Annotated in this window: 14 protein-coding genes; 8 read left to right on the top strand and 6 right to left on the bottom strand. The window is 69.0% G+C overall.

What is annotated here, in order from left to right:
• Positions 1–63: 63 nt before the first annotated feature.
• Positions 64–543 carry an RNA pyrophosphohydrolase gene (locus AB5S05_RS07880; protein ID WP_369286950.1) on the top strand — a complete coding sequence of 160 codons (480 nt, stop codon included), beginning with the start codon at positions 64–66 and terminating at the stop codon, positions 541–543.
• 19 nt (positions 544–562) lie between these two features.
• On the top strand, positions 563–2842 hold the full coding sequence (gene ptsP, locus AB5S05_RS07875) for a phosphoenolpyruvate--protein phosphotransferase (RefSeq protein ID WP_369286949.1): 2280 nt from the start codon (positions 563–565) through the stop codon (positions 2840–2842).
• Between the two features lie 3 nt (positions 2843–2845).
• Here the strand turns inward: ptsP and AB5S05_RS07870 are convergent, their stop codons facing one another.
• Complete coding sequence (locus tag AB5S05_RS07870; protein ID WP_369286948.1) at positions 2846–3592, bottom strand: NRDE family protein; 747 nt, start codon at positions 3590–3592, stop codon at positions 2846–2848.
• Positions 3593–3755: 163 nt separating this feature from the next.
• Here AB5S05_RS07870 and AB5S05_RS07865 point away from each other — a divergent pair, with 163 nt between their 5' ends.
• From AB5S05_RS07865 to AB5S05_RS07855, 3 genes are read left to right on the top strand one after another with little or no spacing between them, the layout of a single operon-like run.
• Positions 3756–4538 carry a sulfite exporter TauE/SafE family protein gene (locus AB5S05_RS07865; protein WP_369286947.1) on the top strand — a complete coding sequence of 261 codons (783 nt, stop codon included), beginning with the start codon at positions 3756–3758 and terminating at the stop codon, positions 4536–4538.
• A gap of 10 nt (positions 4539–4548) precedes the next feature.
• A complete protein-coding gene (lgt, locus tag AB5S05_RS07860; RefSeq protein WP_369286946.1) occupies positions 4549–5349 on the top strand; it encodes a prolipoprotein diacylglyceryl transferase in 801 nt (266 codons plus the stop codon).
• Entirely contained in the window at positions 5349–6143 is a 795-nt protein-coding gene (locus AB5S05_RS07855; RefSeq protein ID WP_369286945.1) for a thymidylate synthase, read from the top strand. The genes lgt and AB5S05_RS07855 overlap by 1 nt, the downstream gene beginning before the upstream one ends.
• Before the next feature lie 4 nt (positions 6144–6147).
• Here AB5S05_RS07855 and AB5S05_RS07850 read toward each other — a convergent pair whose 3' ends face one another.
• The 3 genes from AB5S05_RS07850 to AB5S05_RS07840 are packed head-to-tail and all read right to left on the bottom strand — an operon-like array spanning position 6148 to position 10941.
• Positions 6148–7263 carry an ABC transporter permease gene (locus AB5S05_RS07850; protein ID WP_369286944.1) on the bottom strand — a complete coding sequence of 372 codons (1116 nt, stop codon included), beginning with the start codon at positions 7261–7263 and terminating at the stop codon, positions 6148–6150.
• A gap of 1 nt (position 7264) precedes the next feature.
• Positions 7265–9979 carry a ribosome-associated ATPase/putative transporter RbbA gene (gene rbbA, locus AB5S05_RS07845; RefSeq protein ID WP_369286943.1) on the bottom strand — a complete coding sequence of 905 codons (2715 nt, stop codon included), beginning with the start codon at positions 9977–9979 and terminating at the stop codon, positions 7265–7267.
• Positions 9976–10941 (bottom strand): HlyD family secretion protein, encoded by a 966-nt coding sequence (locus AB5S05_RS07840; protein ID WP_369286942.1) that lies wholly within the window; start codon positions 10939–10941, stop codon positions 9976–9978. The genes rbbA and AB5S05_RS07840 overlap by 4 nt, the downstream gene beginning before the upstream one ends.
• 176 nt (positions 10942–11117) lie before the next feature.
• Between AB5S05_RS07840 and AB5S05_RS07835 the strand changes: the two genes are divergently transcribed.
• Positions 11118–12185 carry a transporter substrate-binding domain-containing protein gene (locus AB5S05_RS07835; RefSeq protein WP_369286941.1) on the top strand — a complete coding sequence of 356 codons (1068 nt, stop codon included), beginning with the start codon at positions 11118–11120 and terminating at the stop codon, positions 12183–12185.
• Between the two features lie 6 nt (positions 12186–12191).
• On the opposite strand, the gene AB5S05_RS07830 is transcribed toward AB5S05_RS07835, so the two are convergent.
• Both AB5S05_RS07830 and AB5S05_RS07825 read right to left on the bottom strand, forming a co-directional pair.
• Entirely contained in the window at positions 12192–13568 is a 1377-nt protein-coding gene (locus AB5S05_RS07830; RefSeq protein WP_369286940.1) for a GTPase/DUF3482 domain-containing protein, read from the bottom strand.
• A gap of 69 nt (positions 13569–13637) precedes the next feature.
• Positions 13638–15026, bottom strand: coding sequence for a DUF2868 domain-containing protein (locus tag AB5S05_RS07825; RefSeq protein ID WP_369286939.1), 1389 nt, complete (start codon positions 15024–15026; stop codon positions 13638–13640).
• Between the two features lie 105 nt (positions 15027–15131).
• Here AB5S05_RS07825 and AB5S05_RS07820 point away from each other — a divergent pair, with 105 nt between their 5' ends.
• Both AB5S05_RS07820 and AB5S05_RS07815 read left to right on the top strand, forming a co-directional pair.
• Complete coding sequence (locus AB5S05_RS07820) at positions 15132–15656, top strand: dihydrofolate reductase (RefSeq protein ID WP_369286938.1); 525 nt, start codon at positions 15132–15134, stop codon at positions 15654–15656.
• Between the two features lie 89 nt (positions 15657–15745).
• A complete protein-coding gene (locus AB5S05_RS07815) occupies positions 15746–16393 on the top strand; it encodes a YitT family protein (protein ID WP_369286937.1) in 648 nt (215 codons plus the stop codon).
• Positions 16394–16416: the final 23 nt, after the last annotated feature.

The following is a 16416-nucleotide window of genomic DNA, read 5'->3' as shown; positions in this document are numbered from 1 at the left end:
CGTTGCCGCTGTAATGGCCTTTGTGGAACAATGCCGTAACATGCGTTTACGAGGTTGCGCGCCGTGATCGATCCAGATGGTTTTCGCCCCAATGTCGGCATCATTCTGACCAATGAGGTCGGCCAGGTGCTCTGGGCGCGTCGGATTAACCAGGACGCCTGGCAATTCCCGCAAGGCGGGATCAACGACTATGAGTCGCCGGAAGAAGCGCTGTATCGCGAACTCAACGAAGAGGTCGGCCTGGAGCAGCAGGATGTGAAAATTCTCGCCTGCACCCGTGGTTGGTTGCGGTATCGTCTTCCCCAGCGTCTGGTGCGGACCCACAGCCAGCCGCTGTGCATCGGCCAGAAGCAGAAGTGGTTTCTGCTGCGCCTGACGGGCTCTGAGGAGCGGGTGCGGATGGACCTGACCGGCAAGCCGGAATTCGATGGCTGGCGCTGGGTCAGCTACTGGTACCCCTTGGGCCAGGTGGTGACGTTCAAGCGCGAGGTCTACCGGCGCGCCCTCAAGGAACTCGCTCCGCGCCTGTTGGCGCGGGACTGATACGGACTAGAGCCGACTTATGCTCAATACGCTGCGCAAGATCGTCCAGGAAGTCAACGCCGCCAAGGACCTCAAGACCGCATTGGGCATCATCGTGCTGCGGGTCAGGGAGGCCATGGGCAGCCAGGTCTGCTCGGTCTACCTGCTCGACCCGGAGACCAATCGCTTCGTCCTGATGGCCACCGAAGGCCTGAACAAGCGCTCCATCGGCAAGGTCAGCATGGCCCCCAACGAGGGCCTGGTCGGTCTGGTCGGTACCCGCGAGGAGCCGCTGAACCTGGAGAACGCCGCCGCTCACCCACGCTACCGCTACTTTGCCGAAACCGGCGAGGAGCGCTACGCCTCTTTCCTCGGCTCGCCGATCATCCATCACCGCCGGGTGATGGGCGTGCTGGTCGTCCAGCAGAAGGAGCGCCGGCAGTTCGACGAGGGCGAGGAAGCCTTCCTGGTGACCATGAGCGCGCAGCTGGCCGGGGTCATTGCCCATGCCGAGGCGACCGGTTCGATCCGCGGCCTGGGCAAGCAAGGCAAGGGCATCCAGGAAGCCAAGTTCATCGGCGTGCCCGGCTCGCCCGGCGCCGCCGTCGGTACCGCCGTGGTGGTGTTGCCGCCGGCCGATCTGGAGGTGGTGCCGGACAAGACCGTCGAGGACATCGACGCCGAACTGGCCTTGTTCAATACCGCCCTTGAGGGAGTGCGCGCCGATATGCGTGCGCTTTCGACGAAGATGGCCACTCAGTTACGCCCGGAAGAGCGCGCGCTCTTCGATGTGTACCTGATGATGCTGGAAGACGCCGCCCTGGGTAACGAGGTGGTCGAGGTCATTCGCACCGGCCAGTGGGCCCAGGGCGCCTTGCGCCAGGTGGTCGGCGAACACGTCAAGCGCTTCGAGCTGATGGACGACGACTACCTGCGCGAGCGGGCCTCCGACGTCAAGGACCTGGGGCGGCGCCTGCTGGCCTATCTGCAGCAGGCGCGCCAGCAGACCCTGGTGTATCCGGACAACTGCATCCTGGTCAGCGAGGAGCTGTCGCCGACCATGCTCGGCGAGGTGCCGGAGGGCAAGCTCGCCGGCCTGGTCTCGGTGCTCGGCTCGGGCAACTCGCACGTGGCGATATTCGCCCGCGCCATGGGCATTCCCACGGTGATGGGGGTGGTCGATCTGCCCTATTCGAAGATCGACGGCATTCAGCTGATCGTCGACGGCTATCACGGCGAGGTGTTCACCAACCCCAGCGAGATCCTGCGCAAGCAGTACGCCGACGTGGTCGAGGAGGAACGCCAGCTGACCCAGGGGCTCGATGCCCTGCGCGCCTTGCCCTGCGAGACCCTGGACGGCCACCGCATGCCGTTGTGGGTCAATACCGGCCTGCTCGCCGACGTGAAACGCGCCCAGGAACGTGGCGCCGAGGGTGTCGGCCTGTACCGCACCGAAGTGCCGTTCATGATCAAGGAACGCTTCCCCAGCGAGAAGGAGCAGCTGGCCATCTACCGCGAGCAGCTGGCCGCCTTTCACCCGCAGCCGGTGACCATGCGCAGCCTGGATATCGGTGGCGACAAGGCCCTGTCGTATTTTCCGATCAAGGAAGAAAACCCCTTCCTCGGCTGGCGCGGCATCCGCGTGACCCTCGACCACCCGGAGATCTTCCTGGTGCAGACCCGCGCCATGCTCAAGGCCAGCGAGGGGCTGGACAACCTGCGCATTCTCTTGCCTATGATTTCCGGCATCCAGGAGCTGGAGGAGTCGCTGCACCTGATCCACCGCGCTTGGGGCGAGGTACGCGACGAGGGCGTGGACATCCCCATGCCGCCGGTCGGGGTTATGATCGAGATCCCCGCCGCGGTCTATCAGGTTCGCGAGCTGGCGCGTCAGGTCGACTTCCTCTCGGTGGGCTCCAACGACCTGACCCAGTACCTGCTGGCGGTCGACCGCAACAATCCGCGGGTCGCCGACCTCTATGACTTCCTCCACCCGGCCGTTCTGCAGGCGCTGCAGCTGGTGGTCAACGGCGCCCATGCCGAAGGCAAGCCGGTGAGCATCTGCGGCGAGATGGCCGGCGACCCGGCGGCGGCCGTGCTGCTGATGGCCATGGGCTTCGACAGCCTGTCGATGAACGCCACCAACCTGCCGAAGGTGAAATGGCTGCTGCGCCAGGTCAGTCTGGGCAAGGCCAAGGAACTACTGGCCCAGGTCATGACCATCGACAGTCCGCAGGTGATCGACAGCACCCTGAGCCTGGCCCTGCGCAACCTCGGCCTGGGCCGGGTGATCAATCCGGCCTCGAATATCCAGGCCTGACTGTCAGCAGTCGATGCTGACCTCGCCCAGGTGGGCGCCGTAGGGCCCATAGCTGCGCTCGACCAGTTGCCGCGAACCATCGGCGCGGACCAGCAGCACGCTGCTGGCGCGGGTGCCGTAGGTGCCGGTGGCGATGAAGATGCTCGAGAGCAGGCGCTCGCTCTGCAGGCCGATGCCGGTGTCCGGCAGGTGGGCGTCTTCGGCCTGGCGGTCGTCATGCAGCAGGTCCAGCAGGGACGGCACCTGAGGGTCGATCAGGCATTCGCCGAGCAGGGCCTTGGCCTTCTCGACCTTGGGCCAGGGAGTGTCGAGGTCGGCATTGGACAGGCCGTAGAGCCCGGGCGCGAGCCGTTGCGGTTGGCCTACCCGGGAGTTGAGCAGCCACAGCTGCCGGCGGTCGCCGAGCAGCAGGTTGAAGCCCGCGTAATCATCGGCACGCTGCGCCGCTGCGCGCAGGAAGCTCTCGGGGGCCTGGGTGCCGCGCAGGAACTGCGCCGGCAACTCCCCCCGCGAGCGCCCCCGCGGCGGCTGGCGCGGGTCGCGGATATTGGTCAGGGCGGCGAAGCGGCCTTCGGCCCCGACCCCCAGCCAGGTGCCGCCGGCCTCCAGGTCGCGGCCGCCGCAGATCTCGGGGGCGTCTTCCCAAGCCGCCAGGGGCAGGCTGGGGCGGGCGTAGAATTCGTCGCGGTTGGCGGCCAGGACCAAAGGCAGTCGATGGTCGGGGCGCCAGGCGAAAATGATCAGGCACATGCCAATCTCCCTGTCTCGCGAGTTGTGCTCGTACGGCGTCCTCCATCTCGGCGCGCGGGGCCTGTCCGACACTGTACGCAAAGCGGCGGACGGTATCCATCGTCGCAACTGGAGGCGAGGGGGTCGCATCCGGTACCATGCCGCTTTGCTTGCGGGGGTGTCGATGGAACTGCTGCTGTATCTAGTGCTGGGCTCGGCTGCCGGGGTGCTGGCCGGGCTGTTTGGCGTCGGCGGCGGGATCATCATAGTGCCGGTGCTGGTGCTCAGCTTCACCGCCCAAGGCATCGCCCCGGAGGTGCTCACCCACCTCGCCGTCGGCACCTCGCTGGCCACCATCATCTTCACCTCGATCAATTCGGTACTCGAGCACCAGCGCAAGGGCGCAGTGCGCTGGCCGATCTTCGTCTGGATGACGGTCGGCATCCTGCTCGGCGCGGCGCTGGGTTCGCTGACTGCCGCGGCCATCCAGGGCCCCCTGTTGCAGAAGATCATCGGCGTGTTCGCCATCATCATTTCCATCCAGATGGCCCTGGACCTCAAGCCCAGGGCCAGCAGCAGCGTTCCCGGCAAACTGGGGCTGACGGCCGCCGGCGGGGTGATCGGCTGGGCCTCGGCGATCTTCGGCATCGGCGGCGGTTCGCTCAATGTGCCCTTCCTGACCTGGCGCAGCGTGCCCATGCAACAGGCGGTGGCCACCTCGGCGGCCTGCGGCCTGCCGATCGCCGTGGCCAGCGCGCTGAGCTTCATGTGGCTGGGCTGGGGCAATCCGCGGTTGCCGGAGTGGAGCCTGGGCTTCGTCTACCTGCCGGCGATGGCCGGGATCGCCTTCACCAGCATGTTCTTCGCCCGTTTCGGCGCCCGCCTGGCCCATCGTCTGTCGCCGCGGGTGCTCAAGCGTCTGTTCGCCCTGCTGCTGTTCAGCGTGGGCCTGAGTTTTCTGATTTAAGGAGTGCAGCATGCTGCCTTACCCGCAGATCGACCCGGTGGCCATCGCCCTGGGACCGCTGAAAATCCACTGGTACGGGCTGATGTACCTGGTCGGTATCGGCGGCGCCTGGCTGCTCGCCACGCGCCGTTTGCAGGCCTTCGACCCGCAGTGGAGCAAGGAGAAGCTCTCCGACCTGGTGTTCTGGGTGGCCATGGGGGTAATCCTCGGCGGCCGCCTCGGCTACGTGCTGTTCTACGACCTGGAAGCCTACCTGGCCCAGCCGAGCCTGATCCTGCAGGTATGGAAGGGCGGCATGTCCTTCCACGGCGGCTTCATCGGGGTGATGCTGGCGACCTGGTGGTTCGGCAGCCGTAACGACAAGAGCTTCTTCCAGCTGATGGACTTCATCGCGCCGCTGGTGCCCATCGGTCTGGGCGCCGGGCGGATCGGCAACTTCATCAATGCCGAGCTGTGGGGCAAGGCCACCGACCTGCCCTGGGCCATGGTCTTCCCCACCGACCCCCAGCAGTTGCCGCGCCATCCCTCGCAGCTGTACCAGTTCGCCCTGGAGGGCGTGGCGCTGTTCGTCATCCTCTGGCTCTACTCGCGCAAGCCGCGCCCGACCATGGCGGTGTCCGGCATGTTCGCCGCCTGCTACGGGCTGTTCCGCTTCGTCGTCGAGTTCGTCCGGGTGCCCGATGCCCAGCTCGGCTACCTGGCCTGGGGCTGGCTGACCATGGGCCAGCTGCTCAGCCTGCCGATGATCCTCGGCGGCCTCGGCTTGATCTGGTTCGCCTACCACCGCCAAGCCGCCCAAGGAGCCGCCTGATGAAACAGTACCTCGACCTGATGCGCCGGGTGCGCGAGACCGGCACCTTCAAGAGCGACCGCACCGGCACCGGCACCTACAGCCTGTTCGCCCAGCAGATGCGCTTCGACCTGGCCGAGGGCTTCCCTCTGGTCACCACCAAGAAGTGCCACCTGAAATCCATCATCCATGAGCTGCTGTGGTTTCTGGCGGGCGACACCAACATCAAGTACCTGAAGGACAACGGGGTGCGCATCTGGGACGAGTGGGCCGACGAGAACGGCGACCTCGGCCCGGTCTACGGCTACCAGTGGCGCAACTGGCCGGCGCCGAACGGCGAGTCGATCGACCAGATCGGCCAGTTGATCGAGATGATCAAGCGCAACCCGGATTCGCGCCGGCTGATCGTCTCGGCCTGGAACCCGGCGCTGGTCGAGCAGATGGCCCTGCCGCCGTGCCACGCGCTGTTCCAGTTCTATGTCGCCAACGGCAGGCTCAGCTGCCAGCTGTACCAGCGCTCGGCCGACATCTTCCTCGGCGTGCCCTTCAATATCGCCAGCTACGCCCTGCTGACCCTGATGGTGGCCCAGGTTTGCGATCTGCAACCGGGCGAATTTATCTGGACCGGCGGCGACTGCCACCTGTACGCCAACCACCTGGAACAGGCCGACCTGCAACTGACCCGCGAGCCCCTGCCGCTGCCGACCATGAAGCTCAACCCGGAAGTGAAGGATATCTTCGCCTTCAAGTTCGAGGACTTCGAACTGGTCGGCTACCAGGCTCATCCGCACATCGCCGCAGCGGTCGCGGTCTAGCCGCTCAGGCGGCCAGGCTGCGGCGAAAGCGCAGCGCCGCCAGAACGAAGAAGCCCAGGCCGATCGCCGTCAACGCCGCCAGCTCGGGCCAGACCACGTCCGGGCCGGCGCCGCGGAACAGGATCGAGGTGCTCAGGCTCAGGTAGTGGGTCGACGGCGAGAACTGCATCACTTGCTGCAGCCAGACCGGCATGCTTTCCATCGGCGTGCTGCCGCCGGAGAGCATCAGCATCGGGATGATCACCGGGATCGCCAGCAGGCCGAACTGCGGGATCGAGCGCGCCAGGGTGGCGAGGAAGATGCCCAGCGCGGTGCTGGCGAACAGGTAGAGCGCGGTCACCGCCAGGAAGAATGCCAGCGAGCCGCTCAGCGGCACACCGAGCGCGCCCTTGATGACCAGTTCCAGCGACAGCCAGGTGCAGCCGACCACCACCAGGGCGTTGCTCCAGATCTTCGCCAGCATGATCTCCAGCGCCGTCAGCGGCAGTACCAGCAGGTGGTCCAGGGTGCCGTGTTCGCGTTCGCGCAGCAGCGCCGTGCCGGTCAGCAGGATGGCCAGGATGGTGATGTGGTTGACGATCTGGAACAGGGCGAGGAACCAGCCGCCCTGCAGGTTGGCATTGAACAGCGCGCGGCTGCTCAGGCCGATGGGCGCCTGCCCGGTCGCCTGCCGGCCCGCGTAGTCGAGCAGTTCGCCCTGGAGAATCCGCCCCAGGTCGCGCGCGCCCATGAACGCCTGGCTCATGGCGGTGGCATCGACGTTGACCTGCAGCGCCGGCTGGCGGCCGGCCAGCAGGTCGGCCTGGAAGTTCGCCGGCACGTCGATGACGAAGGTAAAGCGGCCGCTGTCCAGGGCCGCGTCCAACTGGTCGTAGGGCAGCGTCTCGGGCGCCTGGAACTCCGGTGGCTGCAGCGCCTCCGCCAGGCGCCGCGACAGCAGGCTGCGGTCCTCGTCGACGATGGCCACGCTGGCATTGTGCACGCCGATCACCGAACCGGTGGCCGGCAGGTAGACGGCCACGCTGAAGGCATACAGCAAAAACAGCAGCAGTACGCTGTCGTAGCGCAGGCTGGTCAGCTCCTTGAGGCCGAGGCGGAAGATGTGCGCCAGCTTGTCCACCCTAGACCTCCTGCTTCTTCAGCAGCCATAGGCTGAGCGTGGTGCTGGCGAGAAAGAAGCCCAGCAACGCCAGACACTGCGGCCACAGGCTGCGTAGGTCGAGGGCCTTGGTGAAGGTGCCGACCGCGATGTCGAGGAAGTGCCCGGCCGGGAACAGCTGGCCAATCAGCGCCGAGCCGCCCTCCAGCGAGGAACGCGGCACGATCAGCCCGGAATACTGGATGGTCGGCAGGGTGGTGATGATCACCGTGCCGAGGATCGCGGCGATCTGGGTACGGGTGAAGGCCGAGATCAGCAGGCCCAGGCTGGTGGTGGCGAGCACGTAGAGCAGGCCGCCGAGGGCCAGGGTCAGGCCGCTGCCCTTGAACGGCACGCCGAACAGCAGGCGGTTGAGCGCCACCAGCATGGCCAGGTTGAGCAGGCTGATGGCGAGGTAGGGCAGCTGCTTGCCGAGGAGGAACTCCAGGCGGGTCAGCGGGGTGGCGTAGAAGTTGGCGATCGAGCCCAGCTCCTTTTCCCGCACCACGCCCAGGGCGGTGAGCATCGCCGGGATGAAGGCCAGGATCAGCGCCATCACCCCGGGGCCGATGGCGTGCACGCTGACCACGTCCTGGTTGTAGCGAAAGCGCGTCTGCAGGCTGGCGACCGCCGGGGCGGGCGGGGGCGGACTGCTTTCCCGGGCCAGGCGCTCGAGGTTGCCCTGGTGCACCGCCTCAACGTAGTTGCGGCTGGTCTCGGCGCGAAACGGCATGCCGCCGTCGAGCCAGGCGGCCACCTGCGGCTGGCGCCCGGCGAGCAGGTCGCGGCCGAAGCCGGGCGGGATCTGCAGCGCCAGCTTGAGCTCCGAACGCTGCAGGCGCCGGTGCAGCTCGGCGGCGGTGGCGATCGGCGCTTGTTCCTCGAAATAGCGCGAGCCGCGGAAGGCCTCCAGATAGGCGCGGCTCTGCGGCGTCTGGTCCTGGTCGAAGGCGGCGAAGGCGATGTGCTCCACATCCAGCGAGATGCCGTAGCCGAAGATCACCATCATGAACAGCGCGCCGAGCAGGGCGAAGCCCAGGCGCACGCGGTCGCGCAGCAGCTCCTTGCTCTCGCGCACGGCCAGGGCGACCAGGCGCTGCCAGCTGAAGCCGCCACGCGCCTCGCCCGTATGCGTGCCCCCCGCGCTCGCCAGCGGTGCCGGCGCGGGGCTGTCGCCCTGGGCCTGCTCCAGGCAATGGACGAAGGCCTCCTCCAGGGTGGCGCCGGCGAACTGCCGTTGCAGCACCGCCGGGGTGTCGCAGGCCAGCACCCGCCCGGCGTGCATCAGCGAGATGCGGTCGCAGCGCTCTGCCTCGTTCATGAAGTGGGTGGAGAGGAAGATGGTCACGCCCTGACCACGTGACAACTCCACCAGCAGCCGCCAGAAGTCGTCGCGCGCCGCCGGGTCGACGCCCGAGGTGGGTTCGTCGAGGATCAGCACCTCCGGCTGGTGGATCACCGCCACCGCCAGCGACAGGCGTTGGCGCAGGCCCAGCGGCAGCGCGCCGGCCGGCTCGCGCTCGTAGTCGCCGAGGCCGAAGCGCTGGATCAGTGCCTGGCTGCGGGCGCGGCCCTCGTCGGCCGGCAGGTCGAACAGGCGCGCATGCAGCTCCAGGTTCTGCCGCACGCTCAGTTCGCCGTACAGCGAGAAGCTCTGCGACATGAAGCCGACCCGCTTGCGCGTGGCCAGGTCGCCGGCGTCCACCGCCTGGCCGAGCAGGCGTGCACTGCCGGCGCTGGCCGGCAGCAGGCCGGTGAGCACCTTCATGGTGGTGGTCTTGCCGCAGCCATTGGAGCCGAGGAAGCCGAAGATCTCGCCGCGGCGGATGGCGAAGCTGACCCGGTCCACCGCGGTGAAGTCGCCGAAGCGCAGACTCAGTTCGCGGGCCTCGATGGCGATCTCGGCGGCGCGCGCGGCCAGCGGCGGGATCAGCAGCGGCGCCGGCGCCTGTCCGGCAGTGCCCTGGAAGTGGGTGAAGGCCTGGTCCAGGCGACCGTCTGTGCCGACCGCCGCCAGCTCGGCGGTGCTGCCGGCGGCGATCAGGCGGCCGCGGTCGAGCATCAGGCAGCTGGCAAAACGCTCGGCTTCCTCCATGTAGGCGGTGGCCACCAGCAGGGTCAGTTGCGGGCGGGCCGCGTGCACCTGCTCGACCAGCTCCCAGAAACGCCGCCGCGACAGCGGGTCGACCCCGGTGGTCGGCTCGTCCAGGATCAGCAGGTCCGGTTCGTGGATCAGCGCGCAGCACAGCCCGAGCTTCTGCTTCATGCCGCCAGACAGCTTGCCCGCCGGCCGCTCGGCGAATCGGCTCAGGTCGGTGGCGGCCAGCAGGCTGGCCATGCGCCGCGCGCATTCGGCAGGCGGCAGGCCGAACAGGGTGGCGAAGAACTGGATGTTCTCGGCGATCGACAGCTCGGGATAGAGGTTGTGGCCGAGGCCCTGGGGCATGAAGGCGATGCGCGGATACAGGCGGGTGCGATGGCGGCCCTCGGCGATCGAGCCGCCGAGTACCTCCAGGGTGCCCTGTTGCAGCTGCTTCACCCCGGCGATCAGCCCCAGCAGGCTGGACTTGCCGGCGCCATCCGGGCCGATCAGGGCGCAGCGGGCGCCGACCGGCAGGGCGAAGTCGATCGCCTGCAGCGCCAGCTGCTTGCCGTAGCGATGCTGCAGGCCCTCGGCGCGGATCGCCCAGCGATTCATTTCAGGTCGGCCGGCCAGGCCACCTCGCGGGTGCGCACGTAGCCGGCCCCGGGCATGCCGGGTTTGGCCTGGGGTACGGCGGCGGGCTCGCTCAGGCGCAGCTTGACCCGGAACACCAGCTTCTGCCGCTCGTTACGGGTCTCCACCTCCTTGGGGGTGAACTGCGCCTTGGCCGCGACATAGGCGATCGTCGCCGGCAGCGCCCGCTCGGGCAGGGCATCGAGGAGAATGCGCGCCTCGTCGCCCTGGGTCAGGCGGCCGGCCAGGGCGGCGGGCAGGTAGAGGTTCATGTACTGGTCGCTGGGGTCGATCAGCAGCAGCACCCGCCCGCCGGCGCCGAGCACTTCGCCGGGCTCGGCCAGGCGCAGCTGGACCAGGCCGTCGAGCGGCGCACGCAGGGTGCTGTCGTCGATCTCGCTGCTCAGTTGGGCGACCTGGGCCTGGGCCGCGCCGATCGCCGCGCGGGCGGCGGAGACCTGGGCCTCGGCCGCCTGCAGGGCGGCGCCGGCGGTATCGAAGCGCGCCTGCTGCTGGTCGAGCAGCTGGCGGCTGGTGTGGCCGCGCTGGAACAACTCGCGAAAGCGCTTGAGGTCCTGTTCGGCCAGCAGCCGTTCGCTGTTGCGCAGGCGCACCGTGGCCTGCGCCGCCGCCAGGTTCTCTTCGGCGCGGCGCACTTCGGCCTCGGCCTGGGCCCGCTGGGCCTCCAGGGTTCGGCTATCCAGGCGGGCCAGGGCCTGGCCGCGCACGACCCGATCGCCTTCCTGCACCGTCACCTCGGCCAGCCGGCCAGGATACTTGCTGGCGATCTGCACCTCAGTGGCCTCCAGGCGACCGTTGCCCATGGCCAGGCCCTCGGGCAGGCGGTCGGCGAGCGAACGCCAATAGCCGAACAGGCCGGCGGCCAGCAGGCCCAGCAGCAGTGGCAGGACGAACAGACGGGAAGGGCGGGTATCGCTAGACATGGGCTGCATCCTGCAAGGTGACCTGGTCAGTTTGCCAGCGGCGGGCGAAGGGGTCTTGATCCGTATCAATCGGTACCATGGTGCGATCTCGGCGCTGTCCGGAAAAAACCGCGGGCCGGTGTCGCTGGCGCTTTTTGTTACCCTTGAGCCTTTGCCGAACCAAGAGGAGCGTGCCGGTGCCGAGGATTCTGATCGTCCTGATGTTGGGGCTGCTGGGGCTGAACGCCGCAGCCGCGCAGGAAAGCGAACCGGTGCTGCGGGTCGGTATCAGCGAGGTACCGCCGTTCGTGATCAAGGAGCCGGACGGCAGCTGGCGCGGCATCAGCATCGATCTGTGGCAGACCGTCGCGGCCAATGCGGGTTATCGCTTCGAGCTGCAGCCGATGCCGTTCAAGCGCCTGTTGCCGAGCCTGGAGGACGGTCAGCTGGACGTGGTGGTCGGCGCCCTGACCATGACCGCCGAGCGTGAGGAGCGCTTCGACTTCACCCATCCGTTCTTCCGCACCGGCCTGGCCATCGGCGTGCCGCGGGGCGGCGAGGGCAGTGGCTGGGCCGCGGTCAGGGGCCTGCTGTCCTGGCAGTTCGTCAGCCTGATTCTCGGCCTGGCCGCGCTGCTGTTGCTGGTCGGCGGCCTGGTCTGGTTGTTCGAGCGGCGGCGCAACCACGAGCAGTTCGGCGGCAGCCCGGTGCAGGGCCTGGGTTCGAGCTTCTGGTGGGCGGCGGTGACCATGACCACGGTCGGCTACGGCGACAAGGCGCCGATGACCCTGGGCGGGCGCCTGATCGGCCTGGTGTGGATGTTCGCCGGCCTGATCATGGTCTCGACCTTCACCGCGGCGGTGGCCAGCGCGCTGACGGTGGGCAACCTGCAGGGCGGCATCCAGGGCCCCGACGACCTGCGCCGCGCCCATGTGGCGACCATCGACAAGACCGTCAGCGCGCGTTACCTGGACAGCCAGCGGATCCGCCACAGCGACTACCCCGACCTGCTCGGCGCCATGCGCGCGGTGCAGCAGGGCCAGGCCGACGCGGTGGTCTACGACCTGCCGATCATGCAGTACCGCAACGGCGAGCTGGGCCAGGGCGGCCTGCGCCTGCTGCCCGGCACCTTCGAGAACCAGTCCTACGCCTTCGCCCTGGCCGATGGCAGCCCCTACCGCGAGCGGCTCAGCCAGGAGCTGCTGCGGGTCACCGGCGGCGAAGACTGGGGCAAGGTGCTGCGGCTCTACCTGGGCACGCCCTGAGCCGTGTCAGCCGGCAGTGGCCAGGGCGCCGCTGAGCGCGTCGATCTGCTCCTGACGCTCCGCCTGCTGCAGCCGCGCGCCGGGGTTGAGTGACGACCATTCGGGGTGGGCGCGGGCCCGCTGCAGGGCGTCGGGCAGGCCGCCCTGGCGCCAGTCGGGCTCCTGCGGCGTCGCCAGCTGGATCCGCTCCACGGCGGCGTGCCCGCGTCGCTCCAGGGCATGCAGCAACTGCTGCTGGCGCAGCGCCAGCAGGCGCAGCACGGCGTCGTCCACGCTCAGCTCGCGCTCGCCCTTGAGCTTGCCTTTGAGGCGCGAACCGTAGCGGCGCAGGGTCTGTGCGCTACCGCCGATCAGCGCCCCCAGGGCGGCGGCGGCGCCGAGGGTGACGCCGCCGACCAGCAGGTCGATGCCGACCCCGGTGGCGGCGCCGGCCGCCATGCCGCCGCCCACCTGAACGCCGAGCTGGCGCAGGGTCTCCGGATTGAATAGGTCGTCGCCCCAGCGGCCGTCCAGCAGCGGCAGCTCGCCGGCCTGGGCATCCTCCGCGCGGAAGGCGTAGAGGCGCAGCAGCGCCTCGACGCAGCGCTGCTCGCGCTGGCGGATGGCATCGCGCAGCTCGCCGACCGCCCGCTGTTCCAGGGTCGCCTGGGCGGCCACGCTACGCCGGCAAGCGGCGCAGTCCAGCAGCAGCTCGGCGATCAGGCGCGTGGCGCTGTGCCGGCGCACCAGGCGCTGCTGCTCATGGTCATCGACCAGCCGTTGCAGCGCCGGGCGGGCCCGCTCCAGCAGCAGCGCCAGGCTTTCATACAGGCGCCGCTCGCCATCCTGCGGCGGCGCCACCGTATCGAAGGCCACCCGCGCATGCAGGCCGAGACGGGCCAGCGCCTCGCACCACTCGTCCTCGCGGTGCTGATGGCCGGCGACGAAGTTGAGTACCGGCAGCAGCGGTCGACCGCTCATGGCCAGTACCGCCAGTTCGTCACGGTACTTGGCCAGCACCGGCTCACGGGCGTCGATCACGTAGAGGCCGGCGTCGGAGGCGAGCAGCTGACGCAGCACCTTGGCCTCCTGCTCGAAGCGCTGGCGCGCCTCGCTGCCATCGAGGAAGCGGGCCAGGCGGTCCGGGCCGTCCAGCCGTTCGCCGGGACGGTCGAGGCGCTCGAGGTAGTCGAGCAGGGCGATGGCGTCTTCCAGGCCGGGGGTGTCGTACAGCTCCAGCAGCGCCTGGCCATCCACCGACAGCCGCGCGCCTTCGACATGGCGGGTGGTGCTGGCCCGGGGCGAGACCTCGCCAAAACCCTGGTCGCGGGTCAGGGTGCGCAGCAACGAGGTCTTGCCGACATTGGTGTGGCCGACCACGGCCAATTTGAGCGGCTGGCTCATCGCGCGTGCCTCGGTTCGGCGGCCCTGGATTGCATCCGGGCTACGGGGTTTCGCAGGGCGTGCACAGCTTCAATCATGTCCGCTCTCCAGCCAGCTCAGTGGCGCGCTGTCGCTGTGCGCCAGCTGCAGCCGGTCCAGGGCGTTGTGCCAGTCGGTGAGACGGGCACTGTCGATACTTTCGCCGGGCGCAGCGGGCAACAGCCAGACCCGCGTGCTGGCGGCGCTGCGCGCCAGTTCGCCGAGTAGTGCCAGGCTGCCGCGGTCCGGCGAGCGACGCGGGTCGCAGGCGATCGCCAGGCGCGCCGGCGGGAAGCGGGTCAGTTGTTCGAGCAGGTGCTGGCGCTGCTCGCGACTGTCGATCACCCCGGCGTCACCGACGCCCTGGGGCAGCGTCGGCGGCCAGGGCCGGCGTGGGTCCAGTTCGACGGCCACCAGCAGCGCGCCCTGGCTGTCGAGGGCCCGGCTGCCGGCCAAGGGTTGATGCAGCCGGGCCGGCGCCACATCGCAGATGCCGAGGCGTTCGCTGCTCGGCTGCAGGCGTTCGCGCAGCAGGCCATAGCCGGGCAGCTCGACATCCAGGCGCAGGGTGGCGCAGCCGCGGCGCCAGCGCCACAGGCACAGCAACAGCAGCAGCAGGCGCGGCAGCAGGCCATAGACCACCAGCACCCCGAGCAGCCAGCCGGCCCAGCTGTGCCGCGCCGCCTCGCCGCTCAGGGCGGTATCGCCGCTGGCGCGGATCAGTTCGGCGTCCGGCACGGCGAAGCCGAGCAGCGCCGGCAGCGCGCCGAGCCCCTGTGTCAGGCTGATGAAGCTGTCGCCGCCGAGCAGGGTGCTTTCCCAGACGAAGCCGTAGCGACGGGTCACCAGCAGGGCCAGCAGGCTGGCCAGCGCCGCGGTCAGGCTCAGCAGCCACAGGCCATTGGTCAGCACGCCCAGGGCCCAGCGGCCCAGGCGCTGGCGCTGCAACAACAGCAACAGGGCCGGGGCCAGCTGTGCGGCGCGGGCGTCACGGGCGAGCTTGTCGCTGAGCCACAGCCACAGGCGGCCCAGAGCGCCGGCATGGTCGCCGCCGAGCAGCAGGCCCAGGCCCCAGCCGAGCAACAGCAGCAGGTTGACCCCGAGCAGGCTGCCCAGGGCCCAGAACACGTTGACCGGGCGCAGGCCGTCACCCAGGGCGGCCAGGGCCAGGCCGGCGCCGCCGAGCAGGGCGAGTAGCACCAGCGCGAGCAGCGCCAGTTGCGCGCCCTGGTACCAGTGGCGCAGCGCCTGCACCTGGCCATCGCGCTCGGCCAGCAGCAGCGCACGCCGCTCGATGCGTGCGGCCAGGTCGCCGCCGGCGGCCCGGACCTGGCGATTGGCCTCGCCGTCCTCCAGCGGGCCGGCCCGTTCCTCGCGCAGGCGAATCGCCTCGCACAGCCACAGGCGTTGCAGTTTGTTCAGAGTCGGGGCAGCGCTCACGCGGCATCTCTTCGGCCAGTCCAGGGCTGAGCATAACCGTTGCCGCGCCCGCCGGCTAAAGGTTGTCCGTCCGGCTTCGGCTGCGCCGGCATCTGTCGCTCTGCTATGCTCGCCGCCATGAACAAGACCCTGCCCCTCTGCCTGATCGCCGCCCTCGCGCAGAACCGCGTGATCGGCCGCGACAACCAACTGCCCTGGCACCTGCCGGCGGACCTCAAGCACTTCAAGGCGCTGACCCTGGGCAAGCCGATCATCATGGGCCGCAAGACCTGGGATTCGCTCGGCCGGCCATTGCCGGGGCGACTCAACCTGGTGGTCAGCCGCCAGGCGGACCTGCACCTGGATGGCGCCGAGGTGTTCGCCTCGCTGGACGCGGCCATCCTGCGCGCGGACCAGTGGGCCCGCGAGCAAGGCGTCGACGAGCTGATGCTGATCGGCGGGGCGCAGCTCTATGGCCAGGCCCTGGGCCAGGCCGAGCGCCTGTACCTGACCCGGGTTGGCGTCAAGCCTGAAGGCGATGCCTGGTTCCCCGAGTTCGATGAGGCCGACTGGCGGCGTGAGGCTCTCGAGGAGCATCCGCCTGTCGAGGGCGTCCCGGCATACGATTTCGAGACCTGGGCACGCCGCTGATCGCCGCTTCCTTGACCCCGGCCAATTCGAAGAGCGCACGCTTGGTCTAGCATCCGCGCCTCACTCCTCGCACTCACAGGTTCGACACCATGGCCGACGCCAGCTCAGAGAGTCCGCCGGAAGACGCCGTTGCCGCGATCTTCATCCGTCATCCGCTGTGGGAAGATGCCCTGGCGCTGCTGATGGGCACCGCCATGGTGGCCCTGGGCATCGCCCTCTACGGCCACGCCGGGCTGCTGACCGGCGGCACCGTGGGCCTGGCCTTCCTGCTCAAGTACCTGCTGGGCTGGCCCTTCGGCCTGGCGTTCTTCCTGATCAACCTGCCGTTCTACGCGCTGGCCATCTGGCGCATGGGCTGGCCCTTCACCCTGCGCACGGTCTGCGCCGTCGCCCTGGTCTCGCTGCTGGCCGAGCTGACCCCGCAATGGATTGGCTTCGCCCAGTTGAACCCGCTCTACGCGGCGCTGTTCGGCGGCTTCGCCATGGGCCTCGGCCTGCTCATGCTGTTCCGCCATCGCGCCAGCCTGGGGGGGGTGAACATCCTCGCGCTGTTTCTCCAGGAGCGCTTCGGCCTGCGCGCCGGCAAGGTGCAGATGGGCATCGATGCATCGATCGTGCTGGCGGCACTGTTCGTCGTGTCGGCGGACAAGGTGGCGCTGTCGATCCTCGGCGCGGTGGCGCTGAACCTGGTGCTGGCGATCAACCACCGGGCCGGGCGTTATATGGGGGTGAGCTGATGGCTCGTAGGACAGGCACAAAA

This window comes from Pseudomonas zhanjiangensis, assembly GCF_041027545.1.
Classification (GTDB): Bacteria; Pseudomonadota; Gammaproteobacteria; order Pseudomonadales; family Pseudomonadaceae; genus Aquipseudomonas; species Aquipseudomonas zhanjiangensis.
The sequence above is the reverse complement of the archived record's forward strand: the minus strand, read 5'-3'. Positions and strand labels throughout refer to the sequence as shown.

Coding starts and splice junctions, on each gene's coding strand:
- AB5S05_RS07830 (WP_369286940.1), bottom strand. CDS start 13,568: ATGAGCCAGCCGCTCAAATTGGCCGTGGTCGGCCACACCAATGTCGGC.
- AB5S05_RS07865 (WP_369286947.1), top strand. CDS start 3,756: ATGGAACTGCTGCTGTATCTAGTGCTGGGCTCGGCTGCCGGGGTGCTG.
- AB5S05_RS07870 (WP_369286948.1), bottom strand. CDS start 3,592: ATGTGCCTGATCATTTTCGCCTGGCGCCCCGACCATCGACTGCCTTTG.
- AB5S05_RS07815 (WP_369286937.1), top strand. CDS start 15,746: ATGGCCGACGCCAGCTCAGAGAGTCCGCCGGAAGACGCCGTTGCCGCG.
- lgt (WP_369286946.1), top strand. CDS start 4,549: ATGCTGCCTTACCCGCAGATCGACCCGGTGGCCATCGCCCTGGGACCG.
- rbbA (WP_369286943.1), bottom strand. CDS start 9,979: ATGAATCGCTGGGCGATCCGCGCCGAGGGCCTGCAGCATCGCTACGGC.
- AB5S05_RS07840 (WP_369286942.1), bottom strand. CDS start 10,941: ATGTCTAGCGATACCCGCCCTTCCCGTCTGTTCGTCCTGCCACTGCTG.
- ptsP (WP_369286949.1), top strand. CDS start 563: ATGCTCAATACGCTGCGCAAGATCGTCCAGGAAGTCAACGCCGCCAAG.
- AB5S05_RS07855 (WP_369286945.1), top strand. CDS start 5,349: ATGAAACAGTACCTCGACCTGATGCGCCGGGTGCGCGAGACCGGCACC.
- AB5S05_RS07820 (WP_369286938.1), top strand. CDS start 15,132: ATGCTCGCCGCCATGAACAAGACCCTGCCCCTCTGCCTGATCGCCGCC.